Origin of the sequence: Beduinella massiliensis, assembly GCF_900199405.1 — a bacterium.
GTDB lineage: Bacteria > Bacillota > Clostridia > Christensenellales > Aristaeellaceae > Beduinella > Beduinella massiliensis.
Window position 1 is genome coordinate 3,944,119 of sequence record NZ_LT963430.1, and the last position, 16,073, is coordinate 3,960,191.

At 60.8% G+C, this 16,073-nt stretch carries 13 protein-coding genes; 8 read left to right on the forward strand and 5 right to left on the reverse strand.

Features of this window, described 5'->3' with window-relative positions; all coding sequences use genetic code 11:
• Window positions 1–303: 303 nt before the first annotated feature.
• From C1725_RS18690 to C1725_RS18710, 5 genes are all read left to right on the forward strand, one after another.
• Entirely contained in the window at window positions 304–1,479 is a 1,176-nt protein-coding gene (locus C1725_RS18690) for an iron-containing alcohol dehydrogenase (protein ID WP_102413186.1), read from the forward strand.
• Window positions 1,480–1,494: 15 nt separating this feature from the next.
• Window positions 1,495–2,094, forward strand: coding sequence for a hypothetical protein (locus C1725_RS18695; RefSeq protein ID WP_102413187.1), 600 nt, complete (start codon window positions 1,495–1,497; stop codon window positions 2,092–2,094).
• Window positions 2,095–2,142: 48 nt separating this feature from the next.
• Window positions 2,143–2,430: a Dabb family protein gene (locus tag C1725_RS18700; RefSeq protein ID WP_102413188.1), complete on the forward strand. Its 288-nt coding sequence runs from the start codon at window positions 2,143–2,145 to the stop codon at window positions 2,428–2,430.
• A gap of 1 nt (window position 2,431) precedes the next feature.
• On the forward strand, window positions 2,432–3,061 hold the full coding sequence (locus tag C1725_RS18705) for a flavin reductase family protein (protein ID WP_346026860.1): 630 nt from the start codon (window positions 2,432–2,434) through the stop codon (window positions 3,059–3,061).
• A 319-nt stretch (window positions 3,062–3,380) separates the two neighbouring features.
• On the forward strand, window positions 3,381–3,890 hold the full coding sequence (locus C1725_RS18710; RefSeq protein ID WP_102413189.1) for a hypothetical protein: 510 nt from the start codon (window positions 3,381–3,383) through the stop codon (window positions 3,888–3,890).
• A gap of 85 nt (window positions 3,891–3,975) precedes the next feature.
• Here the strand turns inward: C1725_RS18710 and C1725_RS18715 are convergent, their stop codons facing one another.
• The 5 genes from C1725_RS18715 to C1725_RS18735 form a co-directional block, all read right to left on the reverse strand.
• Window positions 3,976–5,649, reverse strand: coding sequence for an extracellular solute-binding protein (locus tag C1725_RS18715; protein WP_102413190.1), 1,674 nt, complete (start codon window positions 5,647–5,649; stop codon window positions 3,976–3,978).
• Between the two features lie 121 nt (window positions 5,650–5,770).
• Complete coding sequence (locus tag C1725_RS18720) at window positions 5,771–6,676, reverse strand: ABC transporter permease family protein (RefSeq protein ID WP_102413191.1); 906 nt, start codon at window positions 6,674–6,676, stop codon at window positions 5,771–5,773.
• Window positions 6,677–6,695: 19 nt separating this feature from the next.
• On the reverse strand, window positions 6,696–7,640 hold the full coding sequence (locus C1725_RS18725; protein ID WP_346026861.1) for an ABC transporter permease: 945 nt from the start codon (window positions 7,638–7,640) through the stop codon (window positions 6,696–6,698).
• A 101-nt stretch (window positions 7,641–7,741) separates the two neighbouring features.
• Entirely contained in the window at window positions 7,742–9,559 is a 1,818-nt protein-coding gene (locus tag C1725_RS18730; protein WP_102413192.1) for a histidine kinase, read from the reverse strand.
• On the reverse strand, window positions 9,556–11,100 hold the full coding sequence (locus tag C1725_RS18735) for a response regulator (protein WP_102413193.1): 1,545 nt from the start codon (window positions 11,098–11,100) through the stop codon (window positions 9,556–9,558). The genes C1725_RS18730 and C1725_RS18735 overlap by 4 nt, the downstream gene beginning before the upstream one ends.
• 369 nt (window positions 11,101–11,469) lie before the next feature.
• On the opposite strand from C1725_RS18735, the gene C1725_RS18740 reads away from it, so the two are divergent.
• The 3 genes from C1725_RS18740 (at window position 11,470) to C1725_RS18750 (ending at window position 16,012) form a co-directional block, all read left to right on the forward strand.
• Entirely contained in the window at window positions 11,470–12,891 is a 1,422-nt protein-coding gene (locus C1725_RS18740) for a family 43 glycosylhydrolase (RefSeq protein ID WP_346026862.1), read from the forward strand.
• 22 nt (window positions 12,892–12,913) lie between these two features.
• The gene (locus C1725_RS18745; RefSeq protein WP_102413195.1) at window positions 12,914–14,311 is read left to right on the forward strand and encodes a GH32 C-terminal domain-containing protein; all 1,398 of its coding nucleotides are present in this window, start codon (window positions 12,914–12,916) and stop codon (window positions 14,309–14,311) included.
• A 165-nt stretch (window positions 14,312–14,476) separates the two neighbouring features.
• Window positions 14,477–16,012 (forward strand): putative ABC transporter permease, encoded by a 1,536-nt coding sequence (locus C1725_RS18750; protein ID WP_102413196.1) that lies wholly within the window; start codon window positions 14,477–14,479, stop codon window positions 16,010–16,012.
• Window positions 16,013–16,073 lie beyond the last annotated feature (61 nt).

Genomic DNA, 16,073 nt, shown 5'->3' on the forward strand with positions numbered 1-16,073 from the left:
TCCCGCGGCGTCTTTCCAAACGGCGCTTTCGCTTCCGTTTCGTTCTTACTCAATAGACGGCGCGCTCATGCGTTTTCTTTCCTGAAATTCAAATTTTTTCTGGTTCCTTAAAGCCCCCCGCGCATGCTCCGTCCATGTAAGAAAGGATAACACACCGAAAGCGTAAAGACAAGCGCTTCATTCTTTCCCTATTTTATATCCTCTGTTTTTCGGCTTTCCGACGCGGACGAAAAAGCATTGCAATTTTGTGTCCGCGCCGCTATGATATAGGTTGGAAATATCAAATGGCAGGAGGGTTTCTCAATGCAGAGTTTTGAGTTTTATTCCCCCACGCGCTTTGTCTTCGGCAAGGGCACGGAAACCCAGGTAGGTTCCCTCATTCGCGAGCTGGGCGGCACGCGCGTGCTGCTCGTCTACGGCGGCGGCTCCGTCAAGCGCTCCGGCCTGTACGACCGCGTCGTCGCCTCGCTCGACACGTCGGGCCTTCCCCACTGCGAAATCTCCGGCGTGCGCCCCAATCCGCGCAGCGGGCTCGTCTATGAAGGCATCGAGCTGGGCCGCCGCGAAGGGGTGGACTTCGTGCTGCCCGTAGGCGGCGGCAGCGCCATCGACACGGCCAAGGCAATCGCCCTGGGCATCCCCTACGACGGCGACTTCTGGGACTTTTATTGCGGAAAGACCGCGCCGAAGACCGTGCTCAAGCACGGCGTCGTGCTGACCATTCCGGCCGCGGGTTCCGAGGGCTCCAATTCCTCCGTCATCACGCAGGAGGACGGCATGCTCAAGCGCGGGCTCTCCACCGACCTGAACCGCCCGCTGTTTGCCGTCATGAACCCGGAGCTCACCTACACCCTGCCGCCCTATCAGACGGCCTGCGGCATCGTGGACATGCTGGCGCACATCATGGAGCGCTACTTCACCAACACGGAGCACGTGGACCTCACCGACCGCATGGCCGAGGCGCTGATGCAGACCATCGTGCGCACCGCGCCCGAGGTCATGCAAAACCCGGACAGCTATGAAGCGCGCGCCAACATCATGTGGGCGGGCATGCTCGCCCACAACAACAGCGTCGGCGTGGGCCGCGAGCAGGACTGGGCCTCCCATCAGATCGAGCACGAGCTCTCCGCGCTCTACGACTGCGCGCACGGCGCGGGCCTCGCGGTCACGTTCCCCGCGTGGATGCGCTACGTCTATCAGCACGACGTGATGCGCTTTGCCCAGTTCGCAGTGCGCGTCTGGGGCTGCGATATGGACTATCGGAATCCAGAGGACACCGCGCTCGAGGGCATTCGCCGCATGGAGGCGTTCTTCTCCTCGATCGGCATGCCTGTGACGTTTGCGCAGCTCGGCGCCAGGGAAGAGGACATCCCTGCGCTCGCGGCCAAGGTCGTCCGCGGGCCGAACGGCACCACCGGCCATTTCGTAGAACTGGATACCCCGGCGATCGAGGCGGTGTTGCGCCTCGCCGTCCGCTGAGCGGGAGGGCGCGCGATGAAACGCTTCCTCTCTATGCTGCTCGTGCTGGCGCTTCTTCCCGCGGCGGCGCTGTGCGACGAACCCCTTCCCTTTGGCCCGGACGACGTGCAGGCCGTCTTCAGCGTCCCCGAGCAGACCGTAGCGGACTTCGCCGCCTCCTACGCCCCGGAAAGCTACGGCTGGTGGGTTCAGGCGGACGGAGGCACGGTGCTCGTGCTCTACTGCACCGGCGGCATCCTGCAGCTTCTCACGGGGGACACGGGCAGCCTGCTCGATCCTCTGAAGGGGCTCACCGGCGCAAGCGACCTGCCGGACGAGGTGCTCGGCATGGAGGCCTCGCTCTTCGCCGCCTATTGGGACGCCCCCGGTTTCCCGCTGCTCACGGTGCGCGGCATTCAAATCGGCGAATCGCGGGACACCGTGCTTTCCCTCTTCCCGCAGGACAGCGCCGCGTGCGAGCAAAACACCGAGGACGGCGACTTTTCCTTTGAAGAGGCCGTCAGCTTCATCTTTCACGCGCCCGACGGGGGCGGCTCGTATACCCTGACCTTTTATATGGAAGCGCAAGCCGTCGCGGCCATGCGCCTGGTCTACGAAAAGACGTCGGAAGTTTAAGAGGATTCTCCGCGCTTCGCCGCGCCAATCACTGAGGGAGGTTTTTCCATGATACGCCACATCGTCATGTTCTGGCTCAAGGACAAGAGCCCCGAAAACATTCAGCTGACCGCAGACAAGCTCCGCTCGATGAAGGGAAAAATCGAGGGGATGCGGGATCTGGAGGTAGGCGTCGACTTCCTCCGTTCCGAGCGCTCGTGCGACATCTGCCTGACGACCCTCTTTGAAACGCGCGAGGCGCTCGACGCCTACCGCACGCATCCCGTGCACCTGCCCGTGCAGGCGCACATGCATGCGGTGCGCGAGAAGAGCTGCGCCGCCGATTACGAGGTGTAAGATGCCGGAAATGACCGCCTTTAAGCCCCTCGGCGCGACGACGCTGCTCGCGCCCGTGCCCGCCGTGATGGTTTCCTGCCGCGGCACAAAGCCGCCGCACGACAAGGACAACATCATCACGGTCGCATGGGCAGGCACGGTCTGCTCCGACCCGCCGATGCTTTCCATCAGCGTGCGCAAGTCCCGCTTTTCGCACGAACAGCTCATGCAGAGCCGCTGTCTTTACGTAAATCTCGTCTCGCAGGAGCTGTGCAGGGCCACGGATTTCTGCGGCGTCAAGAGCGGGCGCGACGTGGACAAGTTTGCCGCCTGCGGTTTAACGCCCGTTCGCCTGCCCGCGCTCGAGGAGGCGCCCGCCATCGCCGAAGCGCCCATCTGCCTGGCCTGCCGGGTAGAAAGCGTGCAGGAGCTCGGTTCGCACGACCTGTTCCTTTGCCGCATCGTGGAGGTCTACGTGCAGGAGCGTCTCTTCGGTGAAAAGGGCGAGCTGGTGATGGAGCGCGCCCGCCTTTGTGCCTACAGCCACGGCGAATATCACGCGCTGGGGCGCGTTTTAGGCTTCTTCGGTTACTCCGTCGCCTCGGACAAGGTGCTGCGCCGCCGCCTGCCGTCCGTAAATCGGAAAAAATAATTCGCGCCGTTCGAACTGGCGCGCGTGTGGAAGACAAGACAAAACATCGCCGCGGGAGAGGCTGTCTCTTCCGCGGCCTTTTGTGTGAACGCGCATTTGCTTTCCGTAAAAAGCCAATACATGAGAATCATTCCAATCAAATTTAAAGGCTTCGGCTTGCTTTATTTACACTTTTTTCAATTTATCCAAATAGCAAATTGACATTTTATCCATATTTTCTCCCAATGTTCTCTTGCAATTTCGTTCAGAATACGCTATAATATCGTCCACAGTCGATGGTTTGCCATTTGAAGGCAACCCGATAAGGAGGATGAATCCCATGAAAAAGTTTCTCAGTCTGCTGCTCGTCGTCTGCATGATGATCCCGGTCTTCGCCCTGGCGGAGGACGCCGTGAAGATCGGCCAGGTCGAATACGCCGCGCACGGCACGAAGTGCTTCGCGGTTCTGACCGTCGCGATGCAGGGCGATAAGATCGCGGACGCCTACATCGACGAGTTCCAGTTCATGGCGGCCGACACGAGCGTCGGCGTTCCGAACAGCGACAAGGACTTCGGCCAGAGCTATCCTGAGGGCAAGGTGCTGGCTTCCAAGAAGGCGAACGCCGCCGCGTACAGCGAGAACATGGCTGCCGCCGGTTCCACCGTCGCGCTGGACGTCAACTACGCCGCCATCGAAGACTACGTGACCGGCAAGACGGTCGCCGAGCTCGAGGCCGCGATCGAGGGCAAGACCGCCGAGGAAATGGTCGACGCCGTCTCCGGCTGCACGCTGGTCGACACCCTGGGCTATGTCAAGGGCCTGATCGAAGCCGCGAAGGCCGCGAAGTAAGACCTGCTTTACAGCAAAGGGCCGGGGAGGAAATCCAACTGGATTTCTTCCCCGGTCTTTTTTGTATGCGCTGCGCGAGGTTCTTTTATTCCGCGATCAGCGCGTTGTAGGTGTTCAGGTAGCGGTCGTATGCGGACTGGATCAGGCCGAGCATCTTCTGCAGGCCCGCGTCGTTCAGCGACTGCTCAAACGAAGCCCAGTTCTCGTCGATGCCGCCGTCCAGTATCGAGCTGACCATGAAGGAGCGAACGATATTCTTGATCTGCGGCTCGATCTGGGAGTACTGCGCCTGTTCCTCGGTGGTCATCAGCACCGGCGGCAAATAACGGTTCTCCGCCAGCACCTCATCCTTGCCGTTGGCGCGCTGCGCGGCGAGCAGCTCCACCGCGTCATAGGTGTATTCAGCGACCGTGCCGTAGTACTCGTTGAGCACCGCGACGCCGCCCTGCACGGGGGTGCTGTTCTGGCGCAGGTCGTTCCAGGACTCGTAGCCCTCGGGCACGTTAAAGTCGCCTTTTTCGTTCAGGTCGAAGCCCAGAATGCCCGTTTCCTCGTCGCGGACGTAGGAATAGCCCACAGTGCCCCAGTTGGTCGTGACGGCCATCTCCGGTTCGTTGAGGTAGTTCATCAGCGCGGTCATGATCTCCGGGTACTTGCATTCGGTGGTCAGGATGGAGTGGCTGGTTCCCCACAGCTCGGACCGGTTGCAGCGAACGCCCATCTTTCCGTTCTCGCCGGACAGCCTCGGCAGCGGCTCGTACTGATCCCGCACCTCGACGATCGGGATCTCGCCCTCCGGGGACCAGCAGCCGAACACGCCGATGACCGCGTCCTGCTCGCGCAGCTTGTACCCATAGGAACCGTCTCCGGAGAAGCCGTCCATGTCCAGCAGCCCCTCTTCCTGCAGGCCGCGGTAAAACTTCAGCACGTCCTTGAACGCGTCGCTCAGGACGCCGAAGATCACGTTGCCGTCCGCGTCCAGCGTGCAGTAGGGATAGTAGGAGCCATAGGAGACGCTCTGCCCGAAGCAGCCCATCATCGCGAACAGCGTATTGTTGGAGTCAAAGCCGTCCGCGTCGATCACGAAATTGCAGGCGTAGGGGATTTCGTCGTCTACGCCGTTGCCGTTCAGATCGCCGCCGTCGCGGAAGGCGATCAGCACGTCCTTCAGTTCGTCCAAGGTGGTGGGCATTTCAAGGCCCAGCTTGTCCAACCACGTCTTGTTGATCAGAATCGGGCCGTTTGTCAGCGTCAGGCCGTACATCTCCTCGATGTAGGGGAAGCCGTACATGTGGCCGTCCGGGTACGTCGCCAGCGCCTTGTACTCGGGGTGATCGTCCAGAATCTTCTGGATGTTGGGGGCGTACTGCGCGATGAGCTCCTCCGTGGGCAGGAAGATGTCCTGGCCCATGTACTGGCTGATGACGGAGGTGCTGACGCCCTTCCAGATCATGTCCGGCAGGTCGCCGCTGGCGAGCATCAGGTTGATCTTTTCCGTGAAGCCCGCCTCGGGGATGCCGACCCAATTAAGGTCGATGCCCGTATTCTTCCCCATGATGACCGCCTGGTCCAGCTCGTTCGCGTCCACCACGCGGTTTTCAGGCGTCGTATTGATGATCGTCATGGGCTCAAGGTTCGTGCCTTCCTCGACCACGGGCAGCGTGCCGTCCAAATGAACCGTATCCGGGTAATCCGTAGCCAGCGCCGCGGAGCTCAGGCTCAGCGCGAGGCAAAGGAACAGGGCAAATACCTTCTTCATTTCTCATTCTCCTTTTTTCATTTGATAAACGCATTCCGCCTCGGAAAGACGCCCCGCGCACGGCCGGCCGCGCCGTAACGCCGGACGCTCGCCCCGGCGAACCTGCATTGTATCCCGTCGCTCAGCCCTTGACGGCGCCGATCATCACGCCTTTGGCAAAGTACTTTTGCAGGAAGGGATAGATCACCATCAACGGCGCGGCGGAGACGACGATGACGCAGAACTTGAGCTGATCCGCCATGTTCTTGCGCTCTGCCAGCGCCTTCGCGTCGCCGGTGACCATCTCGCTGGTCTGCCCGATGAGCAGGAGGTTTCGCAGCACGATTTGCAGCGGCATCTTCTTCTCATCCATCAGGTAGATCAGCGCGTCGAAGTACGAATTCCACTTGGCGGAGGCGTAGAAGAGCGCCAGCACCGCGGCGATGGTGCCGGAGAGGGGCAGCGCCACGCGGAAGAAGAAGCCGAAGTCGCTGCATCCGTCGATGTTCGCGGCCTCCAGCAATTCCTTGGGCAGCGTGCTTTCAAAGAACGTCCGGCAGACGATCAGGTTGTACACGGAAACCGCGCCCGGCAGCACCATGACCCACAGCGAATCGTAGATCTTGAGGTTTCGCATCAGCAGATACGAGGGAATCATGCCGCCGCTGAAAAACATGGTGAAGGAAAAGAGCAGCATGATCTTTCGCCGTCCGCCCATGTCGGCGCGGGAAAGGGCGTAGCCGCCGGAGAGCGTCGTCACCAGAGAGAAGGCGGTTCCCAGGCCCGTGTAGATGAACGAATTGAGGTAGCCGCGCCAGAGCGGCGGATAGGTGAACGTCTTCTTGTAGCCGCCCGCGAAGAATTCAACCGGGTACAGCAGGAAGTCTCCGCGGTTTACCACGCGGGGCGTCGTGAACGACGCGATGACGACAAAGTACAGCGGATAGAAGATCACGACCGCGACGGCCGCCATGAGCGCCACGTTGAACACATCGAAGATCTTGTCCCCGCGCGTGCTGCGCTGCAGCGAGCTTTTCCGACCTTGCATAAAACTCAAACCTCCGCTCTTAGAACAGGCTGACGTCGGACATCTTGCGCGCAAACGTGTTGACCGCGAGCAGCAAGACGAGATTGACGACCGAATTGAACAGGCCCACCGCTGCCGAGAAGGAGTACTGCGCGCTTTGCAGGCCTACCTTGTACACGTAGGTGGAGATGATCTCGCTCACCTCGGTGTTGAGCCCGCCCTGCATCAGGTAGGCCTTTTCGTAGCCGACCGAAAACAGGTTGCCGACCGAAAGGATGAACATGATCGTCACCGTCGGGAGGATACAGGGGATGTCGATGTGGATCAGCCGCCTGACCTTGCTGGCGCCGTCCACGATCGCCGCCTCGTGCAGCTCCGGACTCACCCCGGCGAGGGCGGCGATGTAGACGATGGCGTTGAATCCCATGTCCTGCCATATGCCCGACGCGACGTACATCGTCCGGAAATACTCGGAGCGCGTCATGAACAGGACTTCCTTCGCGCCCGTGGACGTAATCAGCTTGTTGACCCACCCGTTGGAGGGAGCGAACATGATGTTCATCATCGACACGACGACAACGACCGAAATGAAGTGGGGCGCAAACGACAGCGTCTGAATGAACTTTTTGTACCGCGCGCTGCGCAGCATGTTCAGCATCAGCGCGAAAAGAATGGGGATCGGAAAGCCGAAGAGCAGCGAATAGAGGCTGAGCAGCAGCGTATTGCGGATGCTCTTCACCGCCACGCTCGTGCTGAAAAACTGTTCAAAGTACTTGAATCCCGCCCAGGGGCTCCCCGTGATGCCGAGCTTCACCTTGTAATCCTTAAAGGCGATGGTCACGCCGTACATCGGCGCGTAGCAAAAGACGATCAGCCATACAAAGGCCGGGAGCAATAGAATGTACAGTTGCCAGTTGTGCGCCATAAAGCGCCTAAGCCGCTCCATGCGGGTCCGGGACCCGAGGGCCTGTTTCGTCTGAATCACCACAGCGCAGCCTCCATTCAAAGCATTCTTCACAAATTTTATAACACGTTTTGCAGCAACCTGTAAATCGCACAATCTGCGAAAACGATGCACAAATCCACTCACTTTTCAAAGAGATACGGCAGCCTGATCGCGATGCGTGCGCCGCTTTGCGCGGGCAGAACCGACACGCCATACTTCTCCCCGAAAAGAAGCTGAATGCGCTTGTGTACGTTGGCACAGCCGATGTGTCCGCCGCCTCCGCCCGAAAGCAGCAGTTCCTTTCGCTCCTCCGGGATGCCCGTGCCGTTGTCGCTGACCACGATCAGCACGTCCCCGTCCTGCAGCGTCCCTTCGATGTGAATCAGGCATCCGAAAGCGGCCTCCCTGAAGCCGTGAAGGATGGAATTTTCCACGAAGGGCTGAAGGAGCATCTTCGGCACGATGGCGTCATACAGCGGCTCGTCGATGTCGTAGTACACGGCGAACCTGTTCTCGTTTTCGCTCTGGACGGACGCAAGGTAGAGGCCCAGCTGTTCGATGTCCTTGTACAGGTAGACCAGATGCGCCTTCGTATCCACCGAATAGCGCAGCGCGCCCGAGAGCGCGATCACCTGCTCCGCGATCTCGCCCTGTCCCGCGCTCAAAAGGCGAATATGCAGCTTGTTCAGCGAGTTGTAGAGGAAGTGCGGGTTGATCTGCATTTCCAGCATCAGGATGTTGGCGTCCTTCTCTCGCCGCTCCAGCTCGACGTTGTTCTCCGCCAGCCGCTCGATTCGCTCGTTCATGCTCTCGATTACCGTCATGATGCGGTCTGTCTCGCGCGGGCTGTCGAGGCCGAGCGCGCTTTCCGGAGCGTTGGCGATGTGGGCCGCCCTCTGCGCCAGCTCCCGCACCGGGCGCAGGGTCTTGCGGATGAAGAAGGCGCTTAATATCAGCGTCGCGGCGCACACGAGCGCGAGCAGACGGATGTACAGCGCGAACGTCTCGCGCGCGGAGTGCGTGATGTCCCCCTCGGGCACGGCGCAGATATAGAACCAGTCGCTGACGTTCGCCGGAAGCATGCCCACCAGCGCCTCTTCCCCGTCGATCGCGTACATGCCGCAGCGGTAGCCCTCCCCTTCCAAAAGCGCATTTATCACGGAGGGCGCCTGCAGGTAGCTGCCGTTCTTTGCGATGTCCTCTCCGCTCACGATTCGCCCTTCGCTCGTGACGATCATGTACGTGCTGCCCGGCGTCAGGCCGTCGGGCGAGAAGGTGTTGTACAGAAGCCCAGGCGAAATGCTGACCACCAGATAAGGGGGTGGGATTTCCCGGGGGAGCTTTTGAATCGCCTCGCCCTCGACCGTCGAGATGTTCATCCGCTTGATCAGGCGAAAGACCTTGGTGTCGATTCGCGCATCCGTCCCCTTCGCGTAGCGCTTCATGCGCTCCGTAAGGTGCGCGCGCGCGTCCGTCGTCGGCTCCCAGACGTAATAAGGCCGCCGTTCCAGCGCGCCGGTCAGGCCCGTCCCCTGAACGTCCGCGCAGGTATACGCAAAGACGTTTTGATCGGAATATTCAAAGTCTTCCGAGAAGATGTTGATGTCGTAGATGTACGCGTCGTAGTCGCTGACGGCCGATCCGAAATAGTTGAACACGATCTTGCGCATGCCGTCCTCCCAGTTCATGCGTCCCCGCACGCCCGGTGCGTGCAGCGCCTGCAGGAGATCGCGCATTTTGGTGTCTACGCACATGAGCTGCGCGCTGTCCACGATGTCGTCCAGGATGGCGTTGAGCATGCGCGCGTTAGAGATCAGCGCCTCGCGCATGCCGTCCTCCGTCCGCCTGCGCACCTGCCTGGCCGTATCCACGGAAAAGTAAACGGTTACCACGGCCGATTCAAAGAGGATGAGCAGGACGATGCCGACGAGCATCTTCCTGCTGATGGACATCTTCATTTCTCATCTCTCCTCGCGGCGTACAGCATGCGGTAGCGGTTGGGGGACATCTGCGTGTGCTGGTTGAAGACGCGGATGAAGTAATTCACGTTCGCGAACCCGGTTTGCTCGGCGACCTCGTAGACCCTGAGGTCGCTGGCCGCCAGCAGCTCCTGCGCCTTGCTGATGCGCAGCCTGTTCAGATACCGCACAAAGGATTCCCCCTGCGCCTGCTTAAAGAGGTTCCCGAAGTACCCGGCGGAGAAGTGCAGCTTCCGCGCCATGGCCTCCTGGGTCAACTGCGGATCGCTGAAGTGCTCGCTCAAATAAGCCAGGCAGCGCTCGATAGGGGCGCTCGCGGCGTGTGCAGACAGCTCGCGCACCGCCTGCGCGAGCTCCACGGCGAGCGCGCAGTACGCGGAAAAGAACGCGTCGATATCCCGGCTCCGCTGCGAGGCGGCAGCGGCCCGCTCCGCCAGTTCCATGTGCTGCGCGTCCTGAAGCTTCGCAGCGTCCGCCATGTTGACCCATTCGGCGTGCAGCGTATACAGGAGGCGCTGTACCGGCATGTACGGCGGGGTCTGCGCCTCGCGCCTCACCGCTTCGACGGCGCAGGCCGCCGCTGCCGGGTCGCCCCGGAAGACGGAGCTCCTCATTTCCTCCAGCAGCCCCCTGTTCACCCGCTTCCCTGCGTCCGTTTGAAGTCCTCCGTCCGCGATAACGCAAGGGGGCGGAAGGTAAAACGAGTACTCCAACAGCGCCTTGCAGTGCGCGAGCGACGCTCGAATACTGCGCAGCAGGTCGGCTTCGGGCGCGCCCGCCGCGCAGCAGATTCGCGCGCCGAAACGAGCGCGCGCTTCTTCCAGACGACACGCCAGCGCCTCCTGTTCCACGGGCGCTTCACGCGAAAACACGGCCAGCGGATACATTCCCTCGCTCTCCAGCAGCAGCGCACGCCCTTCGGGCGGCAACAGCGCCTCGATCTCCCTGAGCAGCCACGCCATGATTTTGCGCTGCGTCTCCTGCGAAAGCGCCTCCCCCTCAGGCGTAATACGGAACAGGTAAAGCCTCCCGGGCAGCTTCGCGTCCGAGGGCAAATTGAGGCGGCCGGCGAGCACCTGCGCGCACATCGCCGGGTTCGTCATCAGGCCAGAAAAGTCTAGCGGCAAAAAGATCGCATTTCCCTGGCCGCCCGGTTCCATTCCTTCCTGCACCCTTTCTACGACCTGGCGAATCGCCTGCTCCGTGTACGGCTTGGTGATGTAGTCGATTGCGCCCAGCCGGATCGCCTTTTGCGCGTAGGAAAACTGGTCGTACGCGCTCAGGATCGCGACGGCGACCGAGGGCGCGCGGCGGCGGATTTCTCCCAGCAGCGTCAGGCCGTCCATACCCGGCATGCGGATGTCCAGGAAGATCAGATCGACGGGATGGTCCGCAAGCAGCCTCATCGCTTCGTCCCCGCAGGCCGCCAGCCACGTCTGCGCGGTCGGAGCCAGCCTTAGCAGCATCGCGCCCAGCCCTTCGCGGCTTTCCCGCTCGTCCTCTACGATCATGATGTGCATCTTGGGTGTTCATCTCCTTCGCCGCCGCGCGGCCGGCTTCTGCTGGTGGCATAAAAATGAGACATTTAATGTCACATGAAAAAAACAAACAATGGACGCTTTCGTGCACACAAATGTGCACCGAAAGCATCCATTGATCTATGGCTCGAATATTCTACCTTTATCTTCATTTTCCGGCGCGGCGTCATTCCACCCCCTATATTACGCAAAATTGCCAATGACATCAACCCAAATATCCAAAATTCAATCGATATTTTCAACAATTCGTCAAAAAATACTATTTGCGCTTCACCGCCGATCTGCTATGATGGAGGCAAATACGATGGGCTCCGTCACCCGAATATGAACCGATCGAAGGAGGCGCCGATCATGGCGACGCAAGCATTCTATAAGCCCAGCGACGGCTGGTCCGGGGATTACATCCCCTTTTACTGGAACGGAAAGTTCCGCCTCTTCTACCTGCTGGACAGACACGCTCCGCGCGGCCATCTGGACGGCATCTCCTGGAACCTGGTGGAAACAGAGGACTTCGTCCATTTCGATCCCAAGGGCGTCATGCTCCCCTACGGCACGGAGGACGAACAGGACCGCTGCGTTTACACGGGAAGCGTGCTGCGCGCGCAGGGAAGGTTCCATATCTTCTACACCGGCCATAACCCCTTCCTGCGCCAAAGGGGACTGCCCGAACAGAAGGTCATGCACGCCGTCAGCGACGATTTGTACCATTGGACGAAACTGCCGGAGCATACGTTTCAGGCGGCCGACGGCTACGAAATACACGACTGGCGCGATCCGTTCGTCTTCTTCGACGACGCGGACGGCCTCTATCACATGCTGCTGGCCGCTCGATTGACGGAAGGACCGGCGCCCCGCAGGGGCTGTACGGCGCACCTGACCAGCGAGGACCTGGTCACCTGGTCGGTTCGGGCGCCGCTCTGGACGCCCGAAAGCTATTACACCCACGAATGCCCCGATCTCTTCAAGATGGGCGACTGGTATTACCTGATCTACTCCGAATTCAGCGACGTCAACCGCACGCGCTACGTCATGAGCAAAAGCCCGTACGGCCCCTTTATCACGCCGCCGCAGGATGTCTTCGACACCCGTCCCTACTACGCCGCAAAGTCGTATTCGGACGGGGAAAAGCGCTATTTGTTCGGCTGGATCTCCACGCGCAACGACGAGACGGATTTCAGCGGCTTCCGCTGGGCGGGCAGCCTGGCCGTCCACGAGCTGTATCAGCTCGAAGACGGGGAGCTCGCCTGCCGCGAGCCGCAGACGGTCGCCGCCTCCTGGAAGAAGGGGCAGCACGACCTTGCCTTTGCCGGCGCGGAGGCGGGCACGCCGGCCGCCGTCTCGTGCAAAGCCGGCACCTCGGTGCGCTACGCACAGGAAGCCGCGCCCCGCGCCTTCCGTTTCGAGGCGGACGTAAGCTTCGAGGAGGGCACGCACACCTTCGGTTTTCTGCTGCGCGCAAGCCAAGCCGACGACACCGCCTACGCCCTCAACTTCGAGCCTTACGCGCACCGCATCGACTTCTTCATGAAGCCCCGGCTGAACTATAAGCGCTTCAACGACGAGGGGTTGAGCCGCATCTTCCACATGGACGCCGGCAAGTCCTTTCACGTCGTCCTCACGGTGGAGGACACGATCCTGGTCGCATACATCGACGACAAGATCGCGTTTTCCGCCCGTATGTACGACTTAAAGGGCGCAGCGCTCGGCATCTACGCCCAAAACGGCGGCATGTGTCTGAAAGACGCACGGCTCAGCACCGAACAGTCCGACTGACAAAGACAGGAGGTTTTCCTTAATGAGCACACAGGGTTCCCGCGATTTTCGCCCCCGTTTCCACTATACGCCGCCCAAGGGCTGGATCAACGACCCCAACGGCCCGCTCTACGAGGACGGCATTTGGCATCTCTTCGCCCAGCACTATCCGCACGACACCGTATGGGGCCCGATGCACTGGATTCACGCGACCAGCAAAGACCTTTTGAACTGGGAGAACCAGGGCATCGCGCTCTCGCCCGACGAGCGCCTGGGCCTGATCTTTTCCGGCAGCGCGGTCATCGACAAAGGCAATACCTCGGGACTGGGCAGGGAACGGGATCCCATGATCTGCATGTACACCCACCACGGTGAACACGAGCAGCAGAGCATCGCTTTCTCCGAGGACCGCATGCACTTTACGCCCTACGAGGGCAACCCGGTCATCCCCAACAGCGATCTGCCGGACTTCCGTGATCCAAAGGTCTTCCGCAACGACCTGCTCGGCTGCTGGAGCGTGGTCATCGCCGCGGGGGATCATGTAGAATTTCACGCTTCACCGGATCTTCTCCACTGGCATAAGACCGGAGAATTCGGCCAGGCCGAAAACAAACTGGGCGGGGTGTTCGAGTGCCCGGACCTCTTCCCTCTCCCCGCGCCGGACGGTTCGGTGCTTTGGGTGCTGATCGCGAGCATGGCGCTGCCCAGGGAATTCGGCGGCAGCCGCACGCAGTACTTCCTGGGCATGTTCGACGGCAACACCTTTGTGGAAACTCATCCTTCCCTTCGGGTGAAGCTGATCGACTCAGGGTACGACAACTACGCCGCCGTGACGTTTTCCGGCGCAGAAAAGCCCTGCATCATCGGCTGGGGTACCAGTTGGAACTACGCGGCGGAGGAGCCCACCGGCCCCTTCTGCGGGCTCATGACCTACGCCCGGAACCTCGCCCTGGTGCAGACCGTGGAGGGCCCACGCCTCTCCAGCGCGCCCATCGTCCCGGCTTTTTTGCTGTGCGAGGTCCCGGGGGCGGCGTCCAGGCAGCCCGGCCAGCAGCCGACGGTCGAAACAGCCCTGCCCGGCGAGCAATTCTGCCTGCGTATCGAGGCAAAGGGGCCGTTTTGCACCTCCCTCTTCAACGCCCAGGGGGAAACATTCGTCGTGGGGCTGGACAACGAGAAGCGCTTCTTTACGGACAGGACGCAGGCCGGATCGCGCGACTTCAGCGAGCTGTACCGTGCGGGCCTCGCCTCCGTCACCGTGACGCCCCGCCTGCAAACGGGGGACATCGCGCTTACGCTTTACTTTGACCGCTGCATCGCGGAAGTTTTCGCGGACGAAGGCACCTACGCAAACACCGCCCTCCTCTTCCCGTCGAAGCCCTACACCCACGCGCGCCTGCTGGGAGAAGGAACGCTGTACGTGGGCACCGTTCAGGCGTAATTAAAAAAGCGTCCGGCTCCGCCGCTTCTATGCGCGGAGCCGGACGCTTTGGCGGTGCGAATTCGGACGAAAAATTGTGATAAACGCCGCCCTGCCCTTGCCCAATTCCTTCCGTCGTACTATACTTGGACGTGAACGACTTGGAAACGAGGGGGCACGCTGTACATGACTTATCACTGGACCCAGTGGCTGCTGTTTTTTTATCTGTACTGCTTTATCGGTTGGTGCTTTGAATCGACGGTCGTCTCCGTCTCCCAGCGCAAACCCGTAAACCGCGGCTTCATGAAAGGGCCCTTCCTGCCGATCTACGGATCGGGCGCGATCATGATCCTGCTCTTCACGTTGCCCGTCCGCACGAATTACGTGCTCGTCTTTTTGCTGGGCATGCTCGCCGCTACGATTTTGGAATACGTCACGGGCGCGTGCATGGAGCGGCTGTTTAAAGTCCGCTATTGGGATTACAGCCACAAGCGTTTCAACCTGCACGGCTACATCTGCCTGACCTCCTCGTTGGCCTGGGGCGCGCTCAGCGTCGCGCTGGTCGCGTTCCTGCAAACCTGGCTGGAGCGCTTCGTCTTCTACCTTTCGGACGACATGGCGGGCGCGTTGGTCTTCGTCGTGAGCGTCATCTTCGTGTACGACTTCGTTACGTCCTTCCGCTCGGCCTACAACCTGCGCAAGCTCATCGAGCAGAGCGAACTCCTGCGCCGCGAGGCGGAGGCGATCCGCGCGCGCGTGGCCTCCTTCGAGCAGGCGGCGGATCAGGCAAGGCAGGAGCTGCGCGAACGCACCGAGGACGTGCTGGACGACATCAGCGCGCGCGCGGCGGCGCTGCAAGACATGCCGGAGGAGATCCGGTCGGAACTGCGCGAACGCTACGCGGCCTGCCGGGAAACCATCGAGCGCCTGCGCGCGCAGTCCGGTCAGGACTTGAAGAAGCTGATCCGCCGCAACCCCAGCGCCACTTCCGTAAATTACAGGCAGGCCCTTGCGGACACGATCGAGCGCATCAAGAGCGTGGACGAGCGCGAGATCGAGCGCCTGGAAAGGGAGCAGAACCGATTTGCGCAGGGCATTAACTTTTACAAGCTGTTCTGGATCTTCTTCCTCGGCTGCTTCCTGGGCGTCGTGATCGAGACGCTCTTCTGCCTGCTGACGCGCGGGCACTATGAAAACCGTGTGGGCGTCATCTGGGGGCCCTTCAACCCCGTCTATGGCTTCGGATGCGTCGCGCTGACGCTGGGGCTGTACTTCCTGCGCTTCCACCGCGACCTGCACATTCTGTTCTTCGGCGCGGTCATCGGCAGCGTGGTCGAGTACATCTGCTCCTGGGGGCAGGAGATGGTCTTCGGTTCGACCTCTTGGGACTATTCCGCCATGCCCTACAACGTCAATGGGCGCATTTGCCTGCTATACGCGTTCTTCTGGGGCGTGCTCGCCTGCTACTGGATCAAAAACATCTTCCCGCTGCTCAACGGATGGATTTTCAGCATACCCGACAAGATCGGCAAGCCGCTCACCTGGGTCGTCTGCGCGCTGCTGTGCGCAGACATGGCGCTGAGCGCCTGGGCCGTACTGCGTTGGACCCTGCGCGACGCGGGCCAGCCTCCGCGTAACTTCGTGGAATCCTTCTTCGACGCGCGCTTTGGGGACGAACGAATGAAAGTCATCTTCCCGAATATGACGTTCAAGGCCGAATGACGCATAGGCAAAAGGACGCGGCATTCCCTCTCTCAAGGGAAACGCCGCGTCCTTTTTGTGC